General features: G+C 48.1%; 18 protein-coding genes and 2 pseudogenes. 10 read left to right on the top strand and 10 right to left on the bottom strand.

Going from position 1 to position 22,674, the window contains the following annotated elements:
- From AC3OH0_RS06530 to AC3OH0_RS06515, 4 genes and pseudogenes are all read left to right on the top strand, one after another.
- On the top strand, positions 1–1,026 hold a 1,026-nt coding region (locus AC3OH0_RS06530), incomplete at its 5' end, for a radical SAM protein (protein WP_498345205.1).
- A gap of 129 nt (positions 1,027–1,155) precedes the next feature.
- A pseudogene (locus tag AC3OH0_RS06525) lies at positions 1,156–2,973 on the top strand (aldehyde ferredoxin oxidoreductase family protein).
- 46 nt (positions 2,974–3,019) lie between these two features.
- The gene (locus AC3OH0_RS06520; protein WP_193436822.1) at positions 3,020–3,274 is read left to right on the top strand and encodes a MoaD/ThiS family protein; all 255 of its coding nucleotides are present in this window, start codon (positions 3,020–3,022) and stop codon (positions 3,272–3,274) included.
- A 2-nt stretch (positions 3,275–3,276) separates the two neighbouring features.
- Complete coding sequence (locus AC3OH0_RS06515) at positions 3,277–4,404, top strand: tungsten cofactor oxidoreductase radical SAM maturase (RefSeq protein ID WP_498345204.1); 1,128 nt, start codon at positions 3,277–3,279, stop codon at positions 4,402–4,404.
- Between the two features lie 69 nt (positions 4,405–4,473).
- On the opposite strand, the gene AC3OH0_RS06510 is transcribed toward AC3OH0_RS06515, so the two are convergent.
- The 3 genes from AC3OH0_RS06510 to AC3OH0_RS06500 form a co-directional block, all read right to left on the bottom strand.
- Positions 4,474–5,859, bottom strand: coding sequence for a family 4 glycosyl hydrolase (locus tag AC3OH0_RS06510; protein WP_498345203.1), 1,386 nt, complete (start codon positions 5,857–5,859; stop codon positions 4,474–4,476).
- Between the two features lie 74 nt (positions 5,860–5,933).
- Positions 5,934–8,339 (bottom strand): tRNA(Met) cytidine acetyltransferase TmcA, encoded by a 2,406-nt coding sequence (locus tag AC3OH0_RS06505; RefSeq protein ID WP_498345202.1) that lies wholly within the window; start codon positions 8,337–8,339, stop codon positions 5,934–5,936.
- Positions 8,340–8,362: 23 nt separating this feature from the next.
- On the bottom strand, positions 8,363–10,597 hold the full coding sequence (locus AC3OH0_RS06500) for a CDC48 family AAA ATPase (protein WP_193436818.1): 2,235 nt from the start codon (positions 10,595–10,597) through the stop codon (positions 8,363–8,365).
- A gap of 80 nt (positions 10,598–10,677) precedes the next feature.
- On the opposite strand from AC3OH0_RS06500, the gene AC3OH0_RS06495 reads away from it, so the two are divergent.
- Genes AC3OH0_RS06495 through AC3OH0_RS06480 form a run of 4 tightly spaced genes read left to right on the top strand, consistent with a single transcriptional unit; the run spans position 10,678 to position 16,601 of the window.
- Positions 10,678–11,427, top strand: coding sequence for a KaiC domain-containing protein (locus AC3OH0_RS06495; RefSeq protein ID WP_193436817.1), 750 nt, complete (start codon positions 10,678–10,680; stop codon positions 11,425–11,427).
- A 46-nt stretch (positions 11,428–11,473) separates the two neighbouring features.
- A complete protein-coding gene (rgy, locus tag AC3OH0_RS06490) occupies positions 11,474–15,355 on the top strand; it encodes a reverse gyrase (protein WP_498345201.1) in 3,882 nt (1,293 codons plus the stop codon).
- A 6-nt stretch (positions 15,356–15,361) separates the two neighbouring features.
- Positions 15,362–16,273, top strand: a complete 912-nt coding sequence (locus tag AC3OH0_RS06485) for a carbon-nitrogen hydrolase family protein (protein WP_498345200.1) — start codon at positions 15,362–15,364, stop codon at positions 16,271–16,273.
- On the top strand, positions 16,248–16,601 hold the full coding sequence (locus tag AC3OH0_RS06480; RefSeq protein ID WP_498345199.1) for a hypothetical protein: 354 nt from the start codon (positions 16,248–16,250) through the stop codon (positions 16,599–16,601). Before AC3OH0_RS06485 ends, AC3OH0_RS06480 begins: the two co-directional genes overlap by 26 nt.
- A 36-nt stretch (positions 16,602–16,637) precedes the next feature.
- On the opposite strand, the gene AC3OH0_RS06475 is transcribed toward AC3OH0_RS06480, so the two are convergent.
- The 4 genes from AC3OH0_RS06475 to AC3OH0_RS06460 form a co-directional block, all read right to left on the bottom strand.
- Complete coding sequence (locus AC3OH0_RS06475; protein WP_193436813.1) at positions 16,638–17,036, bottom strand: translation initiation factor IF-5A; 399 nt, start codon at positions 17,034–17,036, stop codon at positions 16,638–16,640.
- 64 nt (positions 17,037–17,100) lie between these two features.
- Positions 17,101–18,213 carry an ATP-NAD kinase family protein gene (locus AC3OH0_RS06470; RefSeq protein ID WP_498345198.1) on the bottom strand — a complete coding sequence of 371 codons (1,113 nt, stop codon included), beginning with the start codon at positions 18,211–18,213 and terminating at the stop codon, positions 17,101–17,103.
- Between the two features lie 17 nt (positions 18,214–18,230).
- On the bottom strand, positions 18,231–19,073 hold the full coding sequence (locus AC3OH0_RS06465) for a class II glutamine amidotransferase (protein WP_498345197.1): 843 nt from the start codon (positions 19,071–19,073) through the stop codon (positions 18,231–18,233).
- 33 nt (positions 19,074–19,106) lie between these two features.
- Positions 19,107–19,394: a hypothetical protein gene (locus tag AC3OH0_RS06460; protein WP_498345196.1), complete on the bottom strand. Its 288-nt coding sequence runs from the start codon at positions 19,392–19,394 to the stop codon at positions 19,107–19,109.
- Between the two features lie 154 nt (positions 19,395–19,548).
- Here AC3OH0_RS06460 and AC3OH0_RS06455 point away from each other — a divergent pair, with 154 nt between their 5' ends.
- Positions 19,549–20,130, top strand: a complete 582-nt coding sequence (locus tag AC3OH0_RS06455) for a UbiX family flavin prenyltransferase (RefSeq protein WP_193436810.1) — start codon at positions 19,549–19,551, stop codon at positions 20,128–20,130.
- Positions 20,131–20,168: 38 nt separating this feature from the next.
- Here the strand turns inward: AC3OH0_RS06455 and AC3OH0_RS06450 are convergent, their stop codons facing one another.
- From AC3OH0_RS06450 to AC3OH0_RS06440, 3 genes and pseudogenes are all read right to left on the bottom strand, one after another.
- Positions 20,169–20,594: a hypothetical protein gene (locus AC3OH0_RS06450; RefSeq protein ID WP_193436809.1), complete on the bottom strand. Its 426-nt coding sequence runs from the start codon at positions 20,592–20,594 to the stop codon at positions 20,169–20,171.
- Positions 20,595–20,689: 95 nt separating this feature from the next.
- Positions 20,690–21,208: pseudogene (gene endA, locus AC3OH0_RS06445) on the bottom strand (tRNA-intron lyase); the annotation flags it as partial.
- A 26-nt stretch (positions 21,209–21,234) separates the two neighbouring features.
- The gene (locus tag AC3OH0_RS06440; protein ID WP_193436808.1) at positions 21,235–21,894 is read right to left on the bottom strand and encodes a DUF47 domain-containing protein; all 660 of its coding nucleotides are present in this window, start codon (positions 21,892–21,894) and stop codon (positions 21,235–21,237) included.
- A 68-nt stretch (positions 21,895–21,962) separates the two neighbouring features.
- Here AC3OH0_RS06440 and AC3OH0_RS06435 point away from each other — a divergent pair.
- Positions 21,963–22,674, top strand: a 712-nt coding sequence (locus AC3OH0_RS06435) for a radical SAM protein (RefSeq protein WP_498345195.1), incomplete at its 3' end; no start/stop codon positions are given.

Below are 22,674 nucleotides of genomic sequence, written 5' to 3'. Positions count from 1 at the left end.
GCCAAGTATAGGGCAGGGCTAGGGTTACCGGTGACGCCTCCGCGAGCTGAGGAAGGGGTTAGATGCAGTATCTGCGTCAACAATTGCGTGATACCTGAGTCGGGGAAGGGGTTCTGCGGGATCTGGGTTTCCGAGAAAGGGTTATTGAAAACCGTAGCGGGCGTGGATGCTTCCATAGGTTACTATTATTTCGACCCCTTACCCACGAACTGCGTTGCCACACCAGTCTGCCCAGCCGCAACCGGAAAGGGTTATCCCAAGTATGCTGTAAACCCCAGGGTTGAACGCGGATTTCACAACCTTGCAGTTTTCTTCGCAGGATGCAGCCTAGACTGCTTGTTCTGCCAGAACTGGGAGCATAAAGACATGGTTGCCGAGCCTGAATCAAGGAAGCGGCCTGTTTTCAGTGTGGATGAGCTTCTACGAGCAGGCTTGAACAGCAAGGTGACCTGCGTATGCTTCTTCGGCGGCGACCCAGGGCCTCACGTAGTGTTCGCTCTCAAGTTTTCACGACAGCTTTTAAAGGAAGCTCGTGAAAGAAGCTTTGTTAAAAGAATCTGCTGGGAGACCAATGGACTCGTCCACCCCTCTTTATTCAAGGAGATGGTGAAGCTCAGCTTGGAATCCGGCGGCATTGTAAAGGTTGATTGGAAGGCTTGGAACCCTTGGATTTACGAGGCTTTAACAGGCGTGGATGGAGTAAAAGCTCTCGAGTATTTGAAAACAAATGTTAAGACCGCATTAGAGGTTTGGAATGAGAGAAGGGAAATACCAATACTTGTTGTCAGCATGCTACTGGTTCCAGGGTACGTGGACGAGGTAGAGGTAGCGAACGTTGCAGAATATGTTTCCTCGCTAAACCCTGAAACACCCTTAATCCTGCTGGCATTCCACCCCAACCACCTGCTCAGGGATCTTCCTCCCACAAGCACGAGGCATGCCATGAAAGCTTATGAAGAAGCCGTGAACAAGGGTTTAAAGAACGTATATGTAGGGAATGAGTGGTTGCTCGGCAACTATTACTAAGTAGTATGATATGGAAAGGGTGGAGTTTTCAACAAGGCAAAGAGTTTTAGATAAGATTATATTACATTAGTGGGACATTGGTACATTGCTTTATATATTTGTTTGAAGAATTTAGAAATGGTGGATAACTTGTTCGGTAACTGGGGAAAAATCATTCGAGTAGACATGTCCTCCGGAAACATCAAGGTTTAAGAATGGGGAGAGGATGTAGCGAGGAAGTGGATTGGCAGCAGGGGGTTAGGGATATACCTGTTGCTCAAGGAGATGGATCCCGGAGTTGAGCCTCTTTCAGCTGAGAACAAGCTAGTGATATCTGCTGGGCCCTTAACGGGAACCTCTGCTCCGACCGCTTCCAGGTATAACGTGATCACTAAGAGCCCGCTCACAGGGTACATCGCCTTCAGCAACTCGGGCGGTTACTGGGCAGCCGAGTTGAAGAGGGCAGGCTACGACGCAATCATCGTAGAGGGTGCTTCCGACAAACCCTACTACCTATTTATTCACGACGACCACGTAGAGCTTAAAGACGCCACCCCCCTCTGGGGCTTGAAGATGTCTGAGACGGAGTCCTGGATTAGGAGGCAACATAATGACCCACACATCAAGGTGCTGGGGGTTGGACCGGCGGGAGAGAAGCTTGTCAGGTTTGCAGCCGTGATGAACGATGGTCACAGAGCAGCAGGTAGAGCTGGCGTGGGAGCTGTGATGGGGTTCAAGAAGCTTAAAGCAATCGCTGTGAGAGGAAGTAAAACAGTGAGAGTTGCAGACCCTGAGAAATTCATGCTCGTTGTGAGGGAGAAGGTTAACAAGATCAGGAATGACCCGGTTGGGGGTGGAGGGCTCCCGAAGTTTGGGACATCTGTGCTGGTTAACATCATCAATGAAAACGGTCTCTATCCGTATAAGAACTTCCAGGAATCACAGTTCCAGTATGCCTATGAGCAGAGCGGTGAGGCGATGGTTAAGAAATACTTGGTTAAGAATAAGCCGTGCTACGCCTGCCCAATAGGGTGTGCAAGAGTTAACAAGTTGCCCACGATTGGCGAAACCGAGGGGCCTGAGTATGAGAGTATATGGGCGTTAGGCTCGAACATGGGTATTAACGACTTGGCAACGATCATTGAAGCAAACCACATGGCTGATGAATACGGCTTCGACACTATTTCTCTTGGCGGGACATTGGCAACAGCCATGGAGCTTTACGAGAGGAAACTTATAAAGGATGAAGACCTTGGCGATTTCCCACCTCCACGCTTCGGAAACACCGAGGTTCTCCACTACTATATTGAGAAAATTGCTAAGAGAGAGGGCTTCGGCAACCTCCTGGCGGAGGGAGGCTACAGGCTGGCTAAACACTTCAACGGGGAACAATACTTCATGGGGGTTAAGAAGCTGGAGCTACCGGCTTACGACCCAAGGGGTGCGGAGGGACATGGCCTGGGATACGCTACTAACAATCGTGGAGGCTGCCACATTAAGAACTACATGATAAGCCCCGAGATACTTGGCTACCCGAAGAAGATGGATCCCCACGACATAAGCGACGAGAAGATCAACATGCTAATACTCTTCCAACACCTGACAGCAGTCATAGACTCGTCGGGCTTGTGCTTGTTCAGCACGTTCGGCTTGTGGGCAGATGACTACAGGGACTTATTGAACGCCGCTCTTGGATGGGATTACACCACCGAGGATTACTTGAAGATTGGAGAGAGAATATGGAACGCTGAAAGGCTTTTCAACCTTAAGGCAGGCTTAAAACCGCTTGAGGAGGACACTCTCCCGAAGCGGCTTTTAGAGGAGCCTGTTCCAAGCGGGCCAAACAAGGGCAGGGTTGTAAGGCTGAAAGAAATGTTGCCGAGGTACTACAAGCTCAGAGGCTGGGGCGAGGACGGGACAATACCCTATGAAAAACTCAAAGAGCTGGGACTTGAAGAGTTCGCTTAGTTTTTAACCCTTTTTTCACAAAACCCTTATCCAAAAGGTGTTCTCAATGCCCATAGAAGTCAAGGTTTTCGCAACACTCATCGATCTCGTAGGGAAGAGAAGGCTGTACGTTGAGAAAGCGGATACTGTTAAGGAGCTATTAGACGTCCTCGACGAGCAGTACCCTGGTTTCAAGAAACAATTAGAGGGAGGATACACTATTCTCGTAAACGGGTTGAACATTGAGCATTTGAATGGGTTTGAAACAAGCCTCAAAGATGGAGATGTAGTCTCAATCTTCCCGCCAGCTGGAGGAGGCTAGGAGTGTCGGCTAAGCCTGGGGCGGAGGAAACCAGTTATGTCTTCCCAGCCTATGATGGAGAGTTCGTGGTGAGGCCGAGGCTTGATTTAAGAATCCTCTTCATAGAGCCCACGACAAGGTGTAACCTGAGGTGCGAGATGTGCTTTAAACAGCACTGGACGGATCGGGAAGGGGATATGGAGTGGGATTTGTTCGAGAAAGTACTTGGAGAAGCCGCAAAGTTTCCGAGGCTGGAGGCAATTGTTTTCGGAGGGATAGGTGAGCCGACAGTTCACCCTCGGATTAGCGAGATGATCGGGAGAGCGAGTGGAATGGGTTTCAAAACATACGTAACCACTAATAGATTATTCCTAAATTCTTCCGAAATGTTGGAACTGGTTGAGATGGGGTTAACCGGAATCTACTTCTCAGTGGACTACATGCCTTTTTTAGAGACCCATCTCCAACACGCATCATCTAGTGTCGTGCTGGAAAGAATTAAAAATATTGCAGAGTGGAGGGCTGAACACAGGTCTGAAAAGCCTTTTCTAGGAGTTCAAGTAGTTGTTACTAAGCATAACTATAAGTATCTTCCAGACCTTGTGAAATTGTTGAAGAATCATGGGGTAGACGAGGTTCTTGTTTCAAACCTGATACCGGTTCATCATTCTGCGCGAGACATGATTGTTTACGATGGCTCGGTGAACATGGAGCCCGTGGTTGAGGAGCTGGAGAGGTTAGCCTCAAGGGGCGTGAGGCTCAGGCTTTCATTATTCAGTTTGAAAACTGAGAGAAGATGCTTTTTCGATGAGGCACGGTCAACGGTTGTAAGATGGGATGGTGAGGTATCACCGTGCTACCGTTTCCTCCACAGCTATAAAGAATATGTCTTCGGGAGAGAGAAGCAGATCAACCATTACTCCTTCGGCAATGTGAAGGATAAGGGTTTAGATGAGATCTGGATGAGCAGGGAATACACGAGGTTCAGGTTTATCACTCGAAACTACTACTACCCGTCGTGCACGGATTGCTGGCTAAGGGATTCATGTGACTTTGTAAGGTCTAGCGATGTAGACTGCTGGGCTAATCAACCATCCTGCGGAGACTGCTTATGGGCTAGGAACCTGATACAGTGTCCCATACCTATTTAACCCTTACAGGATCGATAGCATGATTGATTAGGGAAAAATATATAAATGAGAAGAATTTTAACGCCGAAACTACTTGAACACCTCAGCCATCTCCTCATTGCCGGGTAGTTTCAACATAGCGTCTATTGCTTCCTCGGCCTGAGAAACAGACCTGGTTCTCACATCATACATCAACCACTCCAGCAAGACATCCCTGCTCGGTTCAAGGAACGCTTGAAGAGCCCACTCCATCCTCATCATTCTCGGCAACAGCACTTGTTTCAAGACTTTATTGCTCGGCGGGGTGACGCTGATTCTTTTCACACCTCTGGCATCTATTACTGCTGGAACCTCCACGGCTACACTATCGGGTAACCCAGGTATCAAACCATTGTTCAAAATGTTGACTTGATATTTTCTCGGTATATCAGCCACTATAGACTCTACGATATCGATTACTTGCTCACCGCTGGGTTTTGGAGGAATGAGCATTGTCAATGGAGCATTCTCAGCCTGCATGAAGCCCTTAATCATCTCCATTTGATATGCAAGGTAAGTTGTATAGAGTGCCCACCCTATCTCCGAGTCGGGTCCGCCGTAGGGTCCATACCATCTCTTTTTCGTCTCAAGATTCCAGTGATATTTCCAGGTACCACCCCTGACCGTGTCTCCTATCGGGAACATTCCATACCTCAAGTACATGTCGACCGCGGCAGGCGAGAGCTGAATGTCAAAGGGGTTGCTGGTGGTTGCCCGCCACCTCTCCCAGTACCTCTCAGCATCCTCCTTTATCCACTTGTCTATTAACTCGTAACCGTTGAGACCGTTGTATCTAAACTTTGTAAGCCAAATTACATGATTGAACCCTGTCATCTCTGCTTCAACCTTTGAAGGGTCAAGGCGCAGCTCTCTAACAATATTCCAGAACTCCATGTGCCCATGGCAAATACCTATATTCTTTACCTTGGTAATCCTGCTTAGCAACGTGGTCAGCTCGAAAACAGGGTTCGCGACATTGATAAGCCATGCATCCGGCGCATACTCCTCAATATCCCTTGCAATGCCCAGCGCGAGCTTGAACTGATGATAACCCCATATGGTATGGTAGTCGCTTACCATGTTCCACTCGACACTGTTTATCCCCCTGTAGTACCCCTTCCTCTCGGTAGCCTCCCTCAGCATTTCATAGTACCTGTGCCCCTTGGCCATTGCACTGTTGATTACGAAATCCGAGTCCCTTATAGCCTCGACACGGTTAGTGGTCGCGTGGAACTCTATGTCGGCGTGTATCTCTCCAGCATATCTTTTCGCAAAAGCGTAAACCAGTTTCAACCTTTCCTCGTCAATATCCATTAAAAATACTTTAGCACCCTGTAGAGTTTTCTTCAACATGATGTCAACAAGAACCCTTGTGGACCATACTGCAGAGCCTGCTCCTATAATGGATATTTTAACTGATCTACCTGGAGAACTCATGAGTCCCACAATTAAATATCTTCAATGATAAGGTAAAATAACTATTGCTTGAAGGCTAAATATGTGGGAGATTGCTAAATTCTAACACCGGGCTTGTAGTCCTCCCTGGATATGCCTGTAATGTGAGAGAAGTACGTGCACGCTATGTCGTGAGCCTCCTTCTGAAGATGCTTGGGACTGGATTTCAGAATACTTGATGCTTCATCCCATGTCAAGCCCTGGAGACCCTTAGTGATCAAGATCAACTCCATAAGTCTTGTCAACCTGGGCCTCTTCTCTGGCGGGAGAAGCCAGTGTGTTCTAGCAAGAGTGAACATAAGGTCAGCAGCAGCCTCAAACGTCATCGGTCCGAGGCAGTACGTCCAGAGCCTGTCAAGCTGTATCGGAGTGAGGAGCCTGCTCAGGTCGATATCGTAGAAGGGCTTGCTGGACAGGAGGATGTGAGCAATCTCCGGCTCCATCTCCCTGTAGTTCACCGGGAGGCTGTTGAGAAGCTTATGCTTGAACTCCTCTCTGCCTCGTTCCACCATTACACCAACCCTTTCCGCGATAGGCTTCAACACTAGAATAGTGTACTCACCGCTCACAGGGTTTCTGTCAGGGCTGATGTGAAGAGGTGTAAACCCGTTCCTAACCCAGAAGCGTAGAAGCTCCTCGCTCACGCCGAACCCTGAGCCAACCCAGTCGAGCCCGCGCTCCCCAGCCTCCTCCACCAGTTTTCCAAGCGCCCAGGACCCTATCCCTTTTCCCTGGACGCTAGGATGGGTTGCTATCCTCACAATCCTCCAGCCCCTTGTAGCGGCGAAATCAATTATTCGGATATGTTTCAGAAACCTATCGGGGATAATGTTGCCCGGTATTTTAGAGCCTTTCAACAACTCCTGCGCTGTGGCCTCGTCAATAGGGCCCTCCTCAGCAACCTGCATAGCGCAAACTATTTTACCGGTTTTAGTTTTGACAGCACGGATAAGGTGGTGTGGAGCATCCGCTATCATGCCGAGGTCATCAGGCTCATTCCTGTAGTGGGCGAGCACGTATATGCCGAAGAGCTCCCTGAGCTCTTTCTCGTTTTCAAATAGCTCGGCTGGCTCGTACTTCACATATATGAGGTCTTTTCTCTCAATTGCTTCAAGATCCTCCTGGGAAAGCTCAGCTGGCTCAGCATCAAGCAGGAGGGTATCAAACTGCCACCTCTCAACAGGGTCGTTCAAACCATACCTTATAGGCTCAACCATTTCATACTCTATGAGCCTAGTGCCCTGGTGACTCCTTATCCTTTTCAAAAATCTTACCGTGAAGCCTCTTCCAGCTCCCTCATACCCGTGTATTGTTGACGAGAAGATAATCCTGTCATGAGCCTCCCATATCTTGTATAAAAGGGGTACATGGATGCCGGCTGCCTCGTCCACCACAACAATGTCTCCACGTATCTTCGGAATATTTATGGGCTCCCAATACTCTATGCTGAACTTTTCACTCCTCAACTCTATAACGTTTCCCTCACGCTTAACCTCCTCATACTTGTAGTCCAGCGAGTCCAGGGCTTTCCTAGCCAGCATCATTAGTGATTGAACATTGCTAGGCTCAGGCGCTGTGACGAGAATTCTCGGCTTAGGCTTAACCCTCCTGAGCAGGTGAATTAATCCGACCACTCCTATCCCTATAGAGCAGCTCTTTCCCCTCCCCCTGTCAGCTGTTAAAACCATCACCGTCTTCTCACTCTTCCTAGGCTTCTCGAACAGGTTCTCCATTAGTTTTAAAACATTAACCTGATCCTGGGTTAAAGCATGTTCGTAAATTATTTTGGGGAACAGCATTTCCACAGGCAGTGTTATGCCCTCTCTACGTCCTGCTGAACCCAGCTTGAAGCTCAGCTTCTTAATTAAGCGATTGTTGTCAACATCGTATATGCATATCCCATCATGTTTCAATAACTGTTTTTTAAACCAGGTTATGAAGACATGTCTCGGCTCAGGATACTGGGGCGTAGTCAAACCTACTTTAAAAATGGTTTTCAACCCGTCCCACGAGGACCATGGAGGGGCTAGAAATATTATAAGCCCCCCGCCTTCAACAATTCCGACAAGCCTGCCAACATCGTTCGGCTTCAAATCCTTGGTTAAATCCATTACGAGAAAGCTGAAGGTCATTCCCAAGTATTTATCGCTCTTCTCGTACACGCTGAACTGGAATCTAACCGGTTTAAAACCCTCCATTATTTTCTCGAAAGCCTTCTTCAACTCCTCCGCTTCAGGGAACTCGTCGTGGTAGATATAGAGCCCGTTAAGCTCCCTCTTCCCCAGCCTCATCCAGCGTTTCGAGTGGTATTGTATGAGTCTAGATGCGACAGCAGCCATTTTACCTGTGTCACTGCCTGTTAAAACATATAGGGCCCTAACCCTGTTCTCAACCAGCTGGTCAACGATCCTGCCATGACTAGTAAGTATTTTTAAAAAAGATGCTGGGATCTTTTCCGGCAATCAGAAAGCACCCAGAGAAGGTTTTACCCGTAGGGTAGGGAAACTCTTCTCACCGGGCCGCTCCCGCTCACTCTCTTCAACTCTCTTGCCAGCCTCTCATACATTTCAATATCTTCCTTCGAGAGTGAAGGTGGCACTTTCTTCAATGCTTCTATGAAATGCCGCATCTCCACCTTCTTAACGGAGGGCTTATCGCTCTCCCCGATGGACTCCCTTATAGCCATCATTGCAGCCTCCCTGCACACTGCCGCTATGTCCGCGCCTGTGTATCCCTCCGTTCTCCTTGCAAGCTCTTCAATGTTCACGTCCTCCGCTATAGGGGTTTTCCTAGTGTGGACTTTAAATATCTCAACCCTGGCCCTGAGATCGGGCGGTGGAACATATACTAGCCGGTCAAACCTGCCTGGGCGGAGAAGGGCTGGATCAAGTAAATCCGGCCTGTTCGTCGCCGCTATCACCACTACCTTCCTCAACGGCTGAATACCATCCATCTCTGTGAGGAGCTGGTTAACAATCCTGTCAACGACGCCGCTCGGGTCTGACCCTCTTGCCCCTGCTATCGAGTCGATCTCGTCGAAGAATACTACCGATGGCGCGACCATCTTGGCCCTTCTGAATATTTGTCTAATAGCCTTCTCCGACTCGCCAACCCACTTGCTCAAGACCTCGGGTCCTCTAACAGTTATGAAGTTAGCACCGCTCTCGGTGGCCACGGCCTTTGCTAGCAGTGTTTTACCTGTGCCAGGAGGCCCAAACAGCAATATTCCTTTCGGAGGCTCGATACCCATTTTCTCAAACACGGAGGGATACTTCATCGGCCATTCAACAGCTTCTTTCAGCTCTTGCTTAACGGTTTCCAACCCTCCAATATCCGCCCACCTCACCTCCGGAACCTCCACGAACACCTCCCTGATTAGTGAGGGCTGCACGTTTTTCATCGCTGTCAGGAAATCGTTCATCGTAACCTTCAGCTTGGATAGCTTGTCAGCGGGTATGGGTTGACCGATCTCTATCCCCTCTTCCTGCATGAATCTTCTCAGGGCACTAATAGCAGCCTCCTTCGCCAGTGCCGCTATGTCAGCACCGGTGTATCCGTGCGTTATATCAGCTATCTTATCCAGGTCTACATCCTCGCTCAGCGGCATATTCCTCGTGTGAACAGCCAGGATCTCTCTCCTAGCTTTTTTATCGGGAGGCGGGATCTCTATCTCCCTGTCAAACCTGCCCGGTCTCCTCAAAGCCGGGTCCAGGGCGTCCGGCCTGTTCGTCGCGCCTATGACTATTACCCTACCTCTCTCCTTCAAACCATCCATCAACGTTAGAAGCTGGGCTACAACTCTTTTCTCAACCTCGCCCGTAACCTCCTCCCTCTTAGGGGCAATGCTGTCTATCTCATCAATGAATATGACAGAGGGCGCGTTGGCTTCTGCTTCTTCGAAAATCTTCCTCAACCTCTCCTCGGACTCCCCGTAGAACTTGCTCATTATCTCCGGGCCATTAATCGTTGTAAAGTAGGCTCCAATCTCGTTGGCAAGCGCCTTGGCCAGCAAGGTCTTACCGGTGCCCGGGGGCCCGTAGAGGAGGATCCCCTTAGGGGGTTCTATGCCGAGGTGTTCGAAAAGCTCAGGATTCTTTAAAGGAAGCTCCACAATCTCTCTTATCTTCTGCTTAGCCTCCTCTAAATCCCCTATGTCCTCCCAGGTTATCTTGGGGACACCCTCCCTAATAGCCTCGGGCCTAACCGGCTCCTCCCTGACTTCAATATATGTCCTATCGGTAACGTAGACTATGGGAGCCGGCTGAGTATTGGTGACCACGAACCTTAAAACCATGCCGAAGATAGGTATTTCAACAACCTCGCCCCTCTTCACCGGGTTGCCAATAATTCTCTCCCTAACATACTCTGACAAATCACCCATCACCGGCAACCTGCCCACAGGGGCAAGCGTGATCCTTGTAGCAGCCTCAACCTTTACAGGTCTAACAGTCACGTAGTCTCCTGGCGAAACCCCAATGCTTTTTCTAACATAGCCATCAATCCTTATCAAACCAGCATCCTCATCCTCAGGATAGGCCCTCCAAGCCTTTACAACCTCGCTTCCCTTGGGCCCGATAACCTCTATGAAGTCTCCTATGGTTATCCCGAGTGCTCTCATACTGGCTGTGTCGATTCTGCCTATTTTCCTCCCAACATCCCTCTGCCTAGCTTCGCCGACGCGTAAGCGTATTTCTCTATCAGACTTACCTTGTGAAGGCATGTAAAACACCTTGCCGTAACGCTAATATTTTGAATGCTTAAATAACATTTTAACTCTTAGGATTTATTTAGTGAATCCAAATGGTTGAGAGAGTTAAGACAGGCATTCCTGGCTTCGATGAAATTTTAAACGGGGGTATACCAAAGAGGAACGTGGTATTACTGAGCGGGGGTCCGGGGACAGGTAAATCCATTTTCGGGACACAGTTCCTGTGGAACGGCCTCCACCTGGGTGAGGGAGGAGTATACGTTGCCTTGGAAGAACATCCTGTCCAGGTAAGAGTGAACATGAGGCAGTTCGGCTGGGATGTGAGGCAGTTTGAAGCCGAGGGGAAGTTCGCCGTTGTCGACGCCTTCACCGGAGGTGTCGGGGAAGCTGCTAAGAAGGAGAAATACGTGTTGAAAGACCCTGACGATGTCAACGAGCTTGTTGACGTGTTGAGAACTGCTATTAAGGAGATTAATGCTCAAAGGGTTGTAGTGGATAGTGTGTCAACACTCTACCTGACAAGGCCCGCTGTAGCTAGGAGCATTGTTCTCCAGCTGAAAAAGGTCTTATCAGGCATGGGGACTACTTCAATACTTGTTTCACAGGTATCCGTAACGGAGAGAGGGTTTGGAGGACCCGGTGTAGAGCACGCCGCGGACGGTATTGTGAGGTTAGATCTTGACGAGGTTGATGGAGAGCTTGTGAGAAGCATGATAATTTGGAAAATGAGGGGGACCGCGCACAGCATGAAGAGGCATATTTTCAACATCACGGACAAGGGGATAATCGTCTATCCTGACAAGGTGCTGAAGACCAAGCGGTACTACCTTGTCTCAGAATAAAGTTTAAAACCTTTACACAATCCTTTTTAAATTGGATTGATTTAGCATGAGTAATTTGCTTAATCCTTACGGATTTTACCGACACGCGTGTCCAAACTGCGGGGGCGAGATAAGCGATCACCGGCTTTTCTACAAAGCCCCTTGCGAGAAGTGCTTAAGCGAGGACGCTTTCAAAAAAGTTTTGAAAAGGATTAGGGAGGGAGCTCTTCGAGATTATAGGAGTGTATTAGAGGCTTACTACGAAGGCCTAAAAGACCCTAGAGGCTTGAAGCAGTTGCTTGACGAGGAACTAGCACTTGAGGATTTCGAAGAGTTCTTTGAGAAAGCTACCAAGGGTAATAAGCTGTGGAGTGCTCAGAAGACATGGGCCAGGAGGGTGTTGAAGAACAAGTCTTTCAGCATAATAGCTCCAACCGGGACCGGTAAGACTGTTTTCTCTTTAATCATCTCCCTCTACACTGCATCGAAAACCTCTTCAAATGGAGGTGTGAGACGCGTCTACCTTGTCTTCCCAACACTTCCCCTACTTCTCCAGGCTGAATCCAAGATAAAACAGTTCGCAGTAAACGCTGGCTTGAAGATCTGTGAGGAGGCGGAAGACAAGTCCTGTCTCAAAATCCTAGCGGTTCATGGGAAGAGTGATAAAAAATCTAGGGAAGAGTTAATGGAGCGGGTGAGGAACGGGGATTTCGACATACTCTTATCGACGAGCGCGTTTTTCCACAAGAATTTTGAACTCTTGAAGAATAAGGATTTCGCCCTCATAATAATGGATGATGTCGATGCGGTGCTTAAGAGCGGTAAGGCTGTTAAAAAGCTCCTGAACCTTGTAAATGTTACAGACGATGCAATAAACGATGGCTTGAACCTTATTAAACTACGCCAGAGAATCGTGTTCTCCACTGGTGAGGAAAAGGAGAAGCTTTCTGCTGAAATAGAAGAGCTGGAGAAGAGAGTAGCCAGGGTGAAATCAGGGATTAAGACAACCCTGGTAGTGAACAGCGCGACTGGGAGACCCCGAGGAATATATCCTAAACTGTTCAAGGTATTCCTGGATTTCGAAGCTGGTTCAAAGCCTGAGGCTATTAGGAACATCGTGGATGCTTACGTGGAAGCAGATGACCCGGAAAATGCTCTTCTCGAAATAGCTAGCAAGTTGAAGGATGGCTTCCTGGTTTTCGTACCCGTTGACAAGGGGGTTGAATACGCTGATAGGGTTGCCGAGCTTCTTAGAACCAGGGGTTTGAAATCCGAATCATTCCATGCGAAGAAGAAAGTAGATGTTTTAAACGATTTCGCCCGAGGCGAGTTAAACTGCCTTGTCGGCGTTGCAACCTATTATGGGGTGATGGTTCGAGGAATAGACCTTCCTGAAAGAGTTAAATATGTGGTGTTCCTAGGGGTTCCAAGACACAAGTTCAGCACAACCCTTGAGGAAATCTCACCCAGCGACCTGCTAAGAATTATCACCGTGTTAAGGGAGATCGCGCCCGAGGATTCGAAGAAGGAGTTGGAATCCCTGACGGGAAGATTGTCTAATAGGTTGAAGCGTATTAGCCAAGGAGCATTATTCAAGTTGAGAGAAGACTTTGCTAAAAAATTGAGAGGCGAGCTAGTTGAGGAAACCCCTTTGATAAAGGACTTGGTTAGAGCGTATGAGATAGCCCGAGAGTTGTTGAGAGATGAGGAGACCTGGAAGAAGCTGTCGAGGCTGGGCGATGTTGGACTGTTAAGAGAGAACGGGAGGCAATACTTGTTAATCCCGGATGTGGCAACTTATATACAGGCTAGTGGAAGATGCTCCAGGCTGTATCCTGGAGGGATAACGAAAGGCTTGTCTGTAATCATTGTCGACGACAGGAGGCTGTTAAACGGGCTGAGCAAGAGGTTGAGATGGGTTTTCGAGGGATTATCCATAACCGACCTCAGAGAGCTTGAGCTGGGAAAGCTGATCGCGGAGATAGAACAGGAGAGGGTGATTGTTGGGAAAATCCTGCGAGGAGAGTATCGCCCGGAGGGACAGGTAGACCTGATCAAGTCCGCCCTCCTCATCGTTGAATCTCCGAACAAGGCTAAAACGATCGCAAACTTCTTCGGCAAGCCTAGCGTGAGAGTCCTTGGAAGAAACCTGCAGGCCTACGAGGTCACCATAGGGGATTACGTGCTAACAATCGTTGCCAGCGCAGGACACGTTTACGACCTTGTCGTCGACCTACAGGAAAACTACGGTGTCAGACGGATTGAATCAAGATTCATCCCAGTGTACACCGACATAAAGAAGTGTGTTAACGGCCACCAGTTCGTGGATGAAGCCGATAAGTGCCCGAGATGTGGAACAAGCACGGTGGTGAGGAAGGCGGACATTGTGGGAGCGTTGAAAGAGTTGACGAGGGAGGTTGACCTGGTGCTGATAGGCACAGACCCGGATTCCGAGGGAGAGAAGATAGGGTGGGATCTAAGAGTCCTGCTGGAGCCTTACGCGAGAGATGTGAGAAGGGTTGAGTTTCATGAGGTTACTCGTAAAGCAATTCTCGAGGCTATAAGGAATCCGAGATCTTTCGATACACGGCTGATTGGGGCACAAATAGTGAGAAGAGTAGAAGATAGGTGGATAGGGTTCTCACTCTCGGGGATAGTGCAGAAGTATGCCTGGGCCTCATACTGTTTTGAAAACCTCCAAGATAAAGGACATGACTGTTGCAGGGAGAACAGAAACCTCAGCGCTGGCAGAGTGCAAACACCTGTACTCGGTTACATTATAAAAAGGTATAAGGAGAAAGAGGATAAGAGCCTGTACAAGTACAGGATCCTTGCTGATAAAAACGGTGAAAAAATCCAGTTCACTATTGACAGGGTTCAAGCAGTTAACGCCGGGTTAGTAAGCATCCTGGAAAACACCGAGAAAAGAAGGAAAAAGGATAGGAATTACCCGCGCTTGTTGGTAAAAGAGAAGGAAGTGATCGTGGAAGTTAAGAATCCTCCCCCACCATTCAGCACTGATGCTCTCCTTGAGGAGGCTTCAAGAAGCCTTGGATTAGCGACGACAAGGACTATGGAGATTGCACAGGACTTGTTTGAAATGGGCTTGATAACTTACCATAGAACTGATAGCACAAGGGTTAGTGAAGCAGGCTTAACAGTGGCGAGACAGTATCTTGAGGAAAGGTTTGGCGAGAAGTACAAGGAGGTTTTCCAGCCTAGGACATGGGGGGAGGGAGGCGCTCACGAGGCGATACGTCCTACAAGACCTATAGATGCTGACCGGCTTGCCGAGCTCGTCAGGGAGGGTGTTATAGTGCTCACTGGAAGATTAACAAGGCAGCACATACTGGTTTACGACCTCATATTCAGGCGTTTCATAGCCAGCCAGATGAAGCCTGCAAAGATTGGAAAGCAAATCCTCACGGTAACGATTAACAGTGTTGAAACGGCTGTGGAGAGAGTTGTTGAAATCGTTGAAAAAGGCTACCTTGAAGTATACCAGGATGTAAGGATAGAGGCGAGGATCACTGAGGGCGAGGGGGAGATTAAGGAAGTAGTGGAGATCAAGCCCCCTATGGCTAGGTATCACGACGTTATCAGGTGGATGAAGGAAAATGGCATCGGGAGGCCTAGCACCTATGCCAAGATTATTCAGACCCTCCTGGATAGGAGGTATGTCGATGTTACCAAGAAACATAAGGCTTTGAGACCAACAGAGAGGGGTATGTTTATCCATAAGTTCCTGAACGAGAAGTTTGGAGAAGTAGTAAGCGTTGAAACCACCAGAAGGCTTGAGGAAGATATGGAAATGATCGAGAAAGGGAGGATAAGCTATATGAAAATCCTCGAGAAACTATACGACGAGCTACGCGAGAAAATCCTTGATAATCCTGTTACCAAGAGTTTAGAAGAGGAGTATTCTGAGAAATGCGGTAGAAAACAGTGATGCTGTATGACTAGCGGGTTTGAAATCATAAATACCGAGGAAACTGGCCACTCCAGGATAGGCATAGCTCATATACCCGTGGTACTTGACGGGTTAAACATGAATATTGAGAAAGCAAGGAGGATTGTATTCTACGCTAACGAGTTGAACATTAAGACAATAATCCTTCCCTACTCACTGCCCCATGGCCCAGTAATAGGTTTCTACAACCCCTTAAAGCTCAGCAAGCAGGAGTTGAAGAAACGGTTTGGTGTTTCGAAAACGCATCTAGTACAGAAAGTGTTCAAATTCGCTTCTAACACGTATGGAATAAATATTTTCCTGCCGGGCATTGTAGAAGTATCTGGGCACGCAATCTATCATTCAACCTTCCTCTACACACCGCACGCAGAGGACAATAATCCTTTTTCCCAGAGAAAAATGTTTCTATCTCCAGTTGAGGAGAAGCTTGGGTTTGCACGTGGAAGAAGCCTGTCTGTTTTCAACCTGGGCAATTCTTCCTACGGGGTTTTGCACGACGAGGAAATCCTCATACCCGAGCTACATAGAGCGTGCAGGCTCCTAGGGGCTTCCACACTCATTCTTTCAGCCTCTCCGCTCCTCCAAAACATGGGGAAAACGGTTGAAATCGCCAAATCCCTCTCCTATATTTTCAACCAGAAACTAATCATACCCGGCGGGTTCGTGGTCGATGAGGAAGGAAAAACCCAGCATGTTACTCCTTCAATAGTTGTTTCCAAAGAAGGAGAGATCGTGGTCAAGTATGAACAGGAAACTCCTTCACTGATAATTGTAGGAGATGAGCCTAGTAAACCGCGGGATGAATTATCCGAACACGTCAAAGCTAAGTTATTTAGCTACCTTAAGGATTTGTTTAAACTGGAGTTGAATCATGGAAGAGAAGGTTCTCCCGGTTAAAGTCAACTCGATTAACGATCTCGTAAGGCTGGCTGTCTCAACGGTCACGCCTCAGGCTTTAACCTACATTATCAGGTTCCGGCTGAAAGATAAGATCGTGATCGGGATTCTAGGTGTTTTCAGGGATTATTACAAGTATTACGGTCTCCCATTATTTTACTACTATATTGTGAACCCTGCTGAGCAACCGATGCTCTCTGAGGCAAACTACGTGGTGGTTTCAACAAGTGAGGAGAGGTTTGAATTCGCCAAGCAGCCTAAGCCGGGTGTTTCAATACCGATTATAGGCTTGTCTGAGAAACCGCCCTTCATACCGGATCTGGAGTAAAAACATTTTTCAACGAAGTTTTTAAATAGTATTCTGCTACCTCAACCTTATTATCAATCTTTTACCCATTACGACCCAGTATTCTACCTCACTACCCTGCTTCAGCTTAGCCCGTAAATCCTCCTCAATACTGGACTTGTCAACTTCGAAAGTTTCAAAACTCTCCATATCCATTAACTGGAACTGCTCCCCCATGTCCGCGATTATCTGTCCAACTCTCTTATCAATGATTGGAACCTCTACTTGCGAGTCGGCTGGAGCAACGAGCGTTTTCTTGTTCCCTGTGAAAAGACTGATCGCTACTACGTTTGCCTTCGCGCTCCCATGCTTCCCTGTCTTCGCCTTTGAGATTTCAACTATCCTGCATGGTTCTCCATCAATTATTATGAAGCTGCCTGGTTTCAGGTTGCCGAGTGTTTCATAGTTCTTACTCATGACCTCCACCTAGTTAACACTATCCCTGGATATTATGGCTTATTAGAATATTAAAAGGTTTCCATCAAACAACCTTCATAACAACATACCTGTTGTAATCAACAATAACTCTGTAATATCCTCTGAGACGGTGGTCAACCGCCGGGTCCCCTGTGTCAACCCGGAGACGGTCAAGACTCCTTATTTTCGACTCGGTTGAAACTATTATGATATCGTTTTTATCAATCCCGCTGAGAAACCTAGGGGAGAATTGCTGATTCCCTCTGCCAAATATGAAGCCTTGGCCGCCGATAGGGGTTACTATGACTTTCACCCTGCCATAGTCCCTTAAAAGTTTCAGCAAATGAGCTTCCCACGCGTCCTTGTAGAGTAGCTTCCCGTTCAATACGACATCTACTCCCAGCATAGTGTACTCCAGCCCCAGAGCCCTTGCTATCGCTTTAACAGTTGACCCGGGGCCTAGAACATACACGGTGTCCTGGGACATGTTCTCGACAACGTACCTTGCTATGGCTTCTTTATTCTCCTCATCATCGATGCTCGAGAATAATGTTTTCCCTCCCTGGGTCATTTCCTGGTGGTAAACGGTTTTCAAATATCCGTAGAGGCGGATGACGAGTTCATCCCTGCGGAATGCCTCCTCGTCAATATCTAGAACTTCTCTCTCAACAATAGCTGCCTCACCTTTCAGGAAGGCTTCGAGCAGGGCCGCAGCAGCCCTCGGGTTCACGGCGAACACGCTACTATACATTTTAACCCCGCTCGGCACGCCGATCACCGGAACTGCTTGATCAATCGCGTCTGCAACATCGCGGGCTGTTCCATCACCTCCAACGAAAACCAAGAGGTCTATCCCTTTCTCCAACATTAACCTGGCAATCCTTCGCGTATCCTCTGCTGTAGTGACCTCGCCGATCTCTCCGACGATTTCAGCCAGCCTGCTCGCGTGCCTGCTTTTCCGAACAATATCTGCTCCCATGATCCCCGGTGCTGCTAAGATCTGAAATCCTTCAGCATTTACCTCGTTCAGAAACTGTAGCGCTCTCAGAGGAGACTCCGGCTGAGCACCCCTTTCCAGCGCGAGCTTAAAAGCGTATCCATCAGTTCCCTTGAGACCAACCCTTCCACCCATCCCAGCTATCGGGTTAACTAGGAAGCCTATCCTGTAAACCTTCATATCGTGGTCACATCCAGTTAATAAGGCTTCAGCCTAACGAAGCTGGTTTTCGAAGCCTTATATAAGCCTGGCTCAAGAATTGTGATCTCACTTATCGAGGAGTCCTGTGGAAGATAGTCTAAAATCGTGATCGAGCCTGCGGCTAAGGAGTCGGCAATCCTGAACGTGGCGATCTTGTAGTAGTCGAGAAGTACTTGATCACTGCAGGGTTGTCCAACCCAGTGGGTTAGGTACAGGTGGGGATTATTACCGAGCAGCATCATTAATCCAGTGTTGAACCCGTTGCAGGATGGTATGAACTCTTTTGATGAATCATAAGCTTTAACCACGCACTGGTCAAGCGCCTCTTGCTCTCCCAGGCAGTCTCCGATTTTTTCCATGAGGAAATAGCCTAGGAGCTCGGAGTCAACCCTGATCCATGGGTAAACTCCAAGGAGGCTGGCAAGCCTCAGCTTATCCGCTCCCCCGTTGTGAGCAAACCATGTGGCACCATTCTCTAATAGTGTTATGAATGGGTGCAAATACTCCTCGCCGTAGGGCTCGCTTCTGGAGGCTTTTCGAGAATGGATTAGCAGCACGGCTTCCTCATATCGTTTCAGCCTGCCCACTATGAGATTAATCATTCTCAAGCTCTCAGTGTCGAAAACAGGGCGAATCGATCTATGCTGGATGATGCTGGGCTTCCCTCCAACCAACCCTATAGCCGCTATCCCCCATCCATCATCGTGCGATAATGATTTTCCACCGCTGGCTTTCTCCAAATACCTGTCATGCTCACTGCTTTTCACGAAAGCCTCCATAATAAGCTCTAGTTTTTCCAAGCCGTCTTTTCCAAGCCACGCAGTGAGAAGTCTGCACATATTTCTCATCCATTAGTTTTAACTAATTTTGAATTAAAAAGATAGGGGTTTTGCCTGGACATTGAGTTCTAAACCTTCCAGGTATTTCTTAACCAGCTCTTCTACCACTTCTTCAACTGTTTTATTAATTCTCTCGCTCTCCCCATACACTCTCAGGACGGCTTGGTTGAACCCTGGATATAGGTGAAGGCTTGCGACAAACCTTCCCTGATACATCATTCTTATACTGTAAGAGTGTCTTTCAGCATATAATCCTCTCTGATTAAGCTCTTCCACGAGCTTGTTTAAAACCTTGACAGGTATTCCCCGCGGTGTAATCAAAAGTCATCGCCTTTCAAGCAACAACTAGGCTTTTTCATCGTATTAACCTAAGCTGTATGAGTGATTTTATATTTTCCAATACTCATAACAAGTAAGTGATGAAAGGGCTCGAAAGGTCTGATAGAGTGATGACCCCGCGCAGGATTGATACCTCATGAGCACGCTTGTGATAGGCATCACAGGGGCCAGCGGCATACCATATAGTGTTAAACTGGTCTCGCTGACCAACCTGTTGAGTAGAAAGTACAGCAACGTTTACGTTGTCTACACGATAGCGGCTGAGAAGGTTTCCATAGAGGAGACTGGACTACGGCTCTCAGAGTTTCTAAGAACCGTTAGCGGGTTGAAAGGAGTTTACAGCGAGGATGAGCTGGAATCCCCGCTTGCAAGTAGTAGCAGGCTTGTGGGAGCTGACATGGTTATCGTACCAGCATCGATGAATACTGTGGCAAAGCTTGCAACTGGTGTCCAGGACAACCTTCTCTTACGTGTAGCATTATCTGTTCTAAGGCTTAAAGGTAAACTGGTTATTGTGCCACGGGAAACCCCGTTATCCCCGGTGGACTTGCGCAACATGTACAGGCTCAGCATGGCAGGGGCTGTTATCCTCCCAGCCTCGCCCGCGTTCTACCATCAACCAAGAAGCATAGATGACATGGTCTCATTCATAGTGGGTAAAATCCTTGACGCCCTCGGCGTTGAGCACGATATATATCGTAGATGGAAAGCTAGCTGAAAACCCCGGGTTAGAACAGCCTTAAAAACCCTTGTTAATTACCTTGCAAAATCTGAGATATCATAGTCCTCGATCGACTGCAACTCCCTGAACAACTCCTCGTCACTCACATGCCTCGTCTTCTTCTCCAAGGCCTTAGCACACCTTCCATCAGGCAGGAGCGCGTTTATCTTGCAACCAGAATACTGGCACTCGCTCCCTATGCACTCTCCGCCTGTAAGCCTGCAGTAGGCTACTCTCATGTATTTTCCGCGGAAAGGCTTGTTAAGCGTGAAGAGTGCTGCCTTGTTGCATATGAAAAATGGGCAGAGCGGGTTGCAGCGATCCCCAAGCGGCTGGGGCTGGAGAACCCTCTCCCTCTGCTCGTAATCCTTCCTGGATGGCTGTTTCTGATAGTCGTCACGGGGCTTGTGATACCCTCTATGGTATCCTTCTCTTCTCTCGTATCCATGGTAGCTGTTCAAGTAGCATACCCCTCTCGCAACTTATTCAGACCAGCCCTTCCGATTATAACCGACTTGAGTAAATCATATTTCTAAAAAAGTTTAAATAGATTAGGCTAGGGTTTCCACCAGGCGAACTCATAATATTGAACTCCGCCATTCTCCACCACAGCCACTACCAGCTTCTTCCTAACCGAGTGAAGCAACCGCCCCATTCTCACCAGCTCTATAGGATCTATTTCCTCCCCACCCCTGTAAACCTGAACGCCGAAAGGTGCATGGTCTATTCCTGGGCCAAGCTTGTAAGCTAGGTAGTCACAGCCGAACTTCAACCCTCTCCTCACCACGAAGCCCCTGGTCCTCAAGTCTTTGAATACAGCATAGAGCTCTGGAAATCTTTTTATCCTCTCCCTACCCCATTCGCAAAGCTCGCTGAAGCCTACCTCCCTATTCGAGTAAAGGATTCTTATCCTCCCTGCTTCAACAAGATAGGCGGCTTCTATCAGCGAGAGCTCCAGGGGGCTGGAAATATTCCTCTCCCTAGGTTTGACGACGCCTAGGAAGGAGCCGAAATAACCGTCCCAGTAGAGTTCATTAGCACATTTGTAGTCAAGAACAACGGCTCTATTATGTAAAAGGAATCCTTTGCACTCTCCCGCTTCTAAATCCCTCTCACCAGGGCTAAGTACCGTACTTCCTCACCGATGTTTCTGAAATCGTCGCAGACGTCTTCAAGGTACTCTATAATATCTTTCAACACCATTAAGCCTGTCAAGTTGTTAGCTAGTTTCGAATACACGTGGAATGTTATCCTCCTGAACAAGTCGTCTGCTTCCTCTTCCAGCTTGACTATCTCGTTAAGATCGCTCATTATTTTCCTCGGAGCCGTTGTCAGCTTTGAAAGAGCCAGCTCTAGTGAATCCCTCTGCTTCCTGATGATGTTAGTCATAACTCTTATCGTTGACACAAGCTCCCTGTCTAATTGCACATTATTATCTTTCAACAGGACAATCCTGTATGCTACACCGTCGAGGTGCTGGATTATTTTTTCAAAATCATACACTACCTCAATATAGCTTCTAGAGTACCTCATTACCTCGCTACTCTTAACAAGATACTCCATTACTATGGTCTTCGTCTCCTCGGCCTTTGTTTTCACTTCAATAAACCTCTCATACAGCTTGTGGACATCGTTTCCATCAACATAAGCGTTGACAAGTGAGTCTATCAGCCTCGCAGCCTCTTCCACGATTCTCGAAAAATTGACTAAATACTCGACCGCTGTCAGCTCTGCCAGCGAGCTGTTTTCTACCGCGCTCATCTATCTCCCCGTTTTCTACTAATTTATTTGAGGGTATTTAAGAATACCATTTTTCAAAGTGATGAAGCTTGCCGAGGTTTCTAGTGGTTGACGCATTGGCAAGGGCTGAGGGGAGCAGGTACTCTACCTTTGACGTCGTCGGCTCCGGGCCAAGGGTTGTTGCAGGCCTCCTTGCCGAGAAATATGAAACGCTTCTTAAACCGTACGAGGAGGTTTACAGGAATCCTTCAAGCTATCTCGATTACAAATTCGTAATGGTCTCAGCAATGACTAGCGACAAGGTAGCTGCCAAGAAGCTTGTCTCAAAACTGCGAAGGAAAGGGTTCAAGGGTAAAATAGTCCTCGGAGGTCCTGTCAGTAGCGAGGGAGCAGATATACTGAGGCTTTACAGAGAAGCAGACTACCTGATAATTGGGGAGGCCGAGATACCCCTGCAAAAATTCGTCGAATGCATCGTCGAAGAATCCTGCGAGATTAGCGAAGTACCCGCACTAGTTTACAGGGAGAAGGGGCAGGTCGTGGCCACCGGCCCACATGTGCACACCCCCGAGGAGTTGCTAAATATTGTGAAACCTTGGACCATGGTGGACAAATCTTACAAACCCCCCTCAGTGTTTCGCATATACGTTGAAGTGGTTAGGGGGTGCAGCAACTACCATAGGCCTCTCTTAAAAAACCTTGGATGCTTAGAGTGCTTTAAGTGTAGGGTTGGATCGCTGGCTGAAAGGCTTGAATGCCCTGCGAGCATTCCACCCGGGTGCGGGTTCTGCAGTGTCCCAT

Source organism: Thermosphaera sp. (assembly GCF_059755995.1).
Note: the sequence above shows the minus strand (reverse complement) of the source record. Positions and strands in the feature narration are given on the sequence as shown.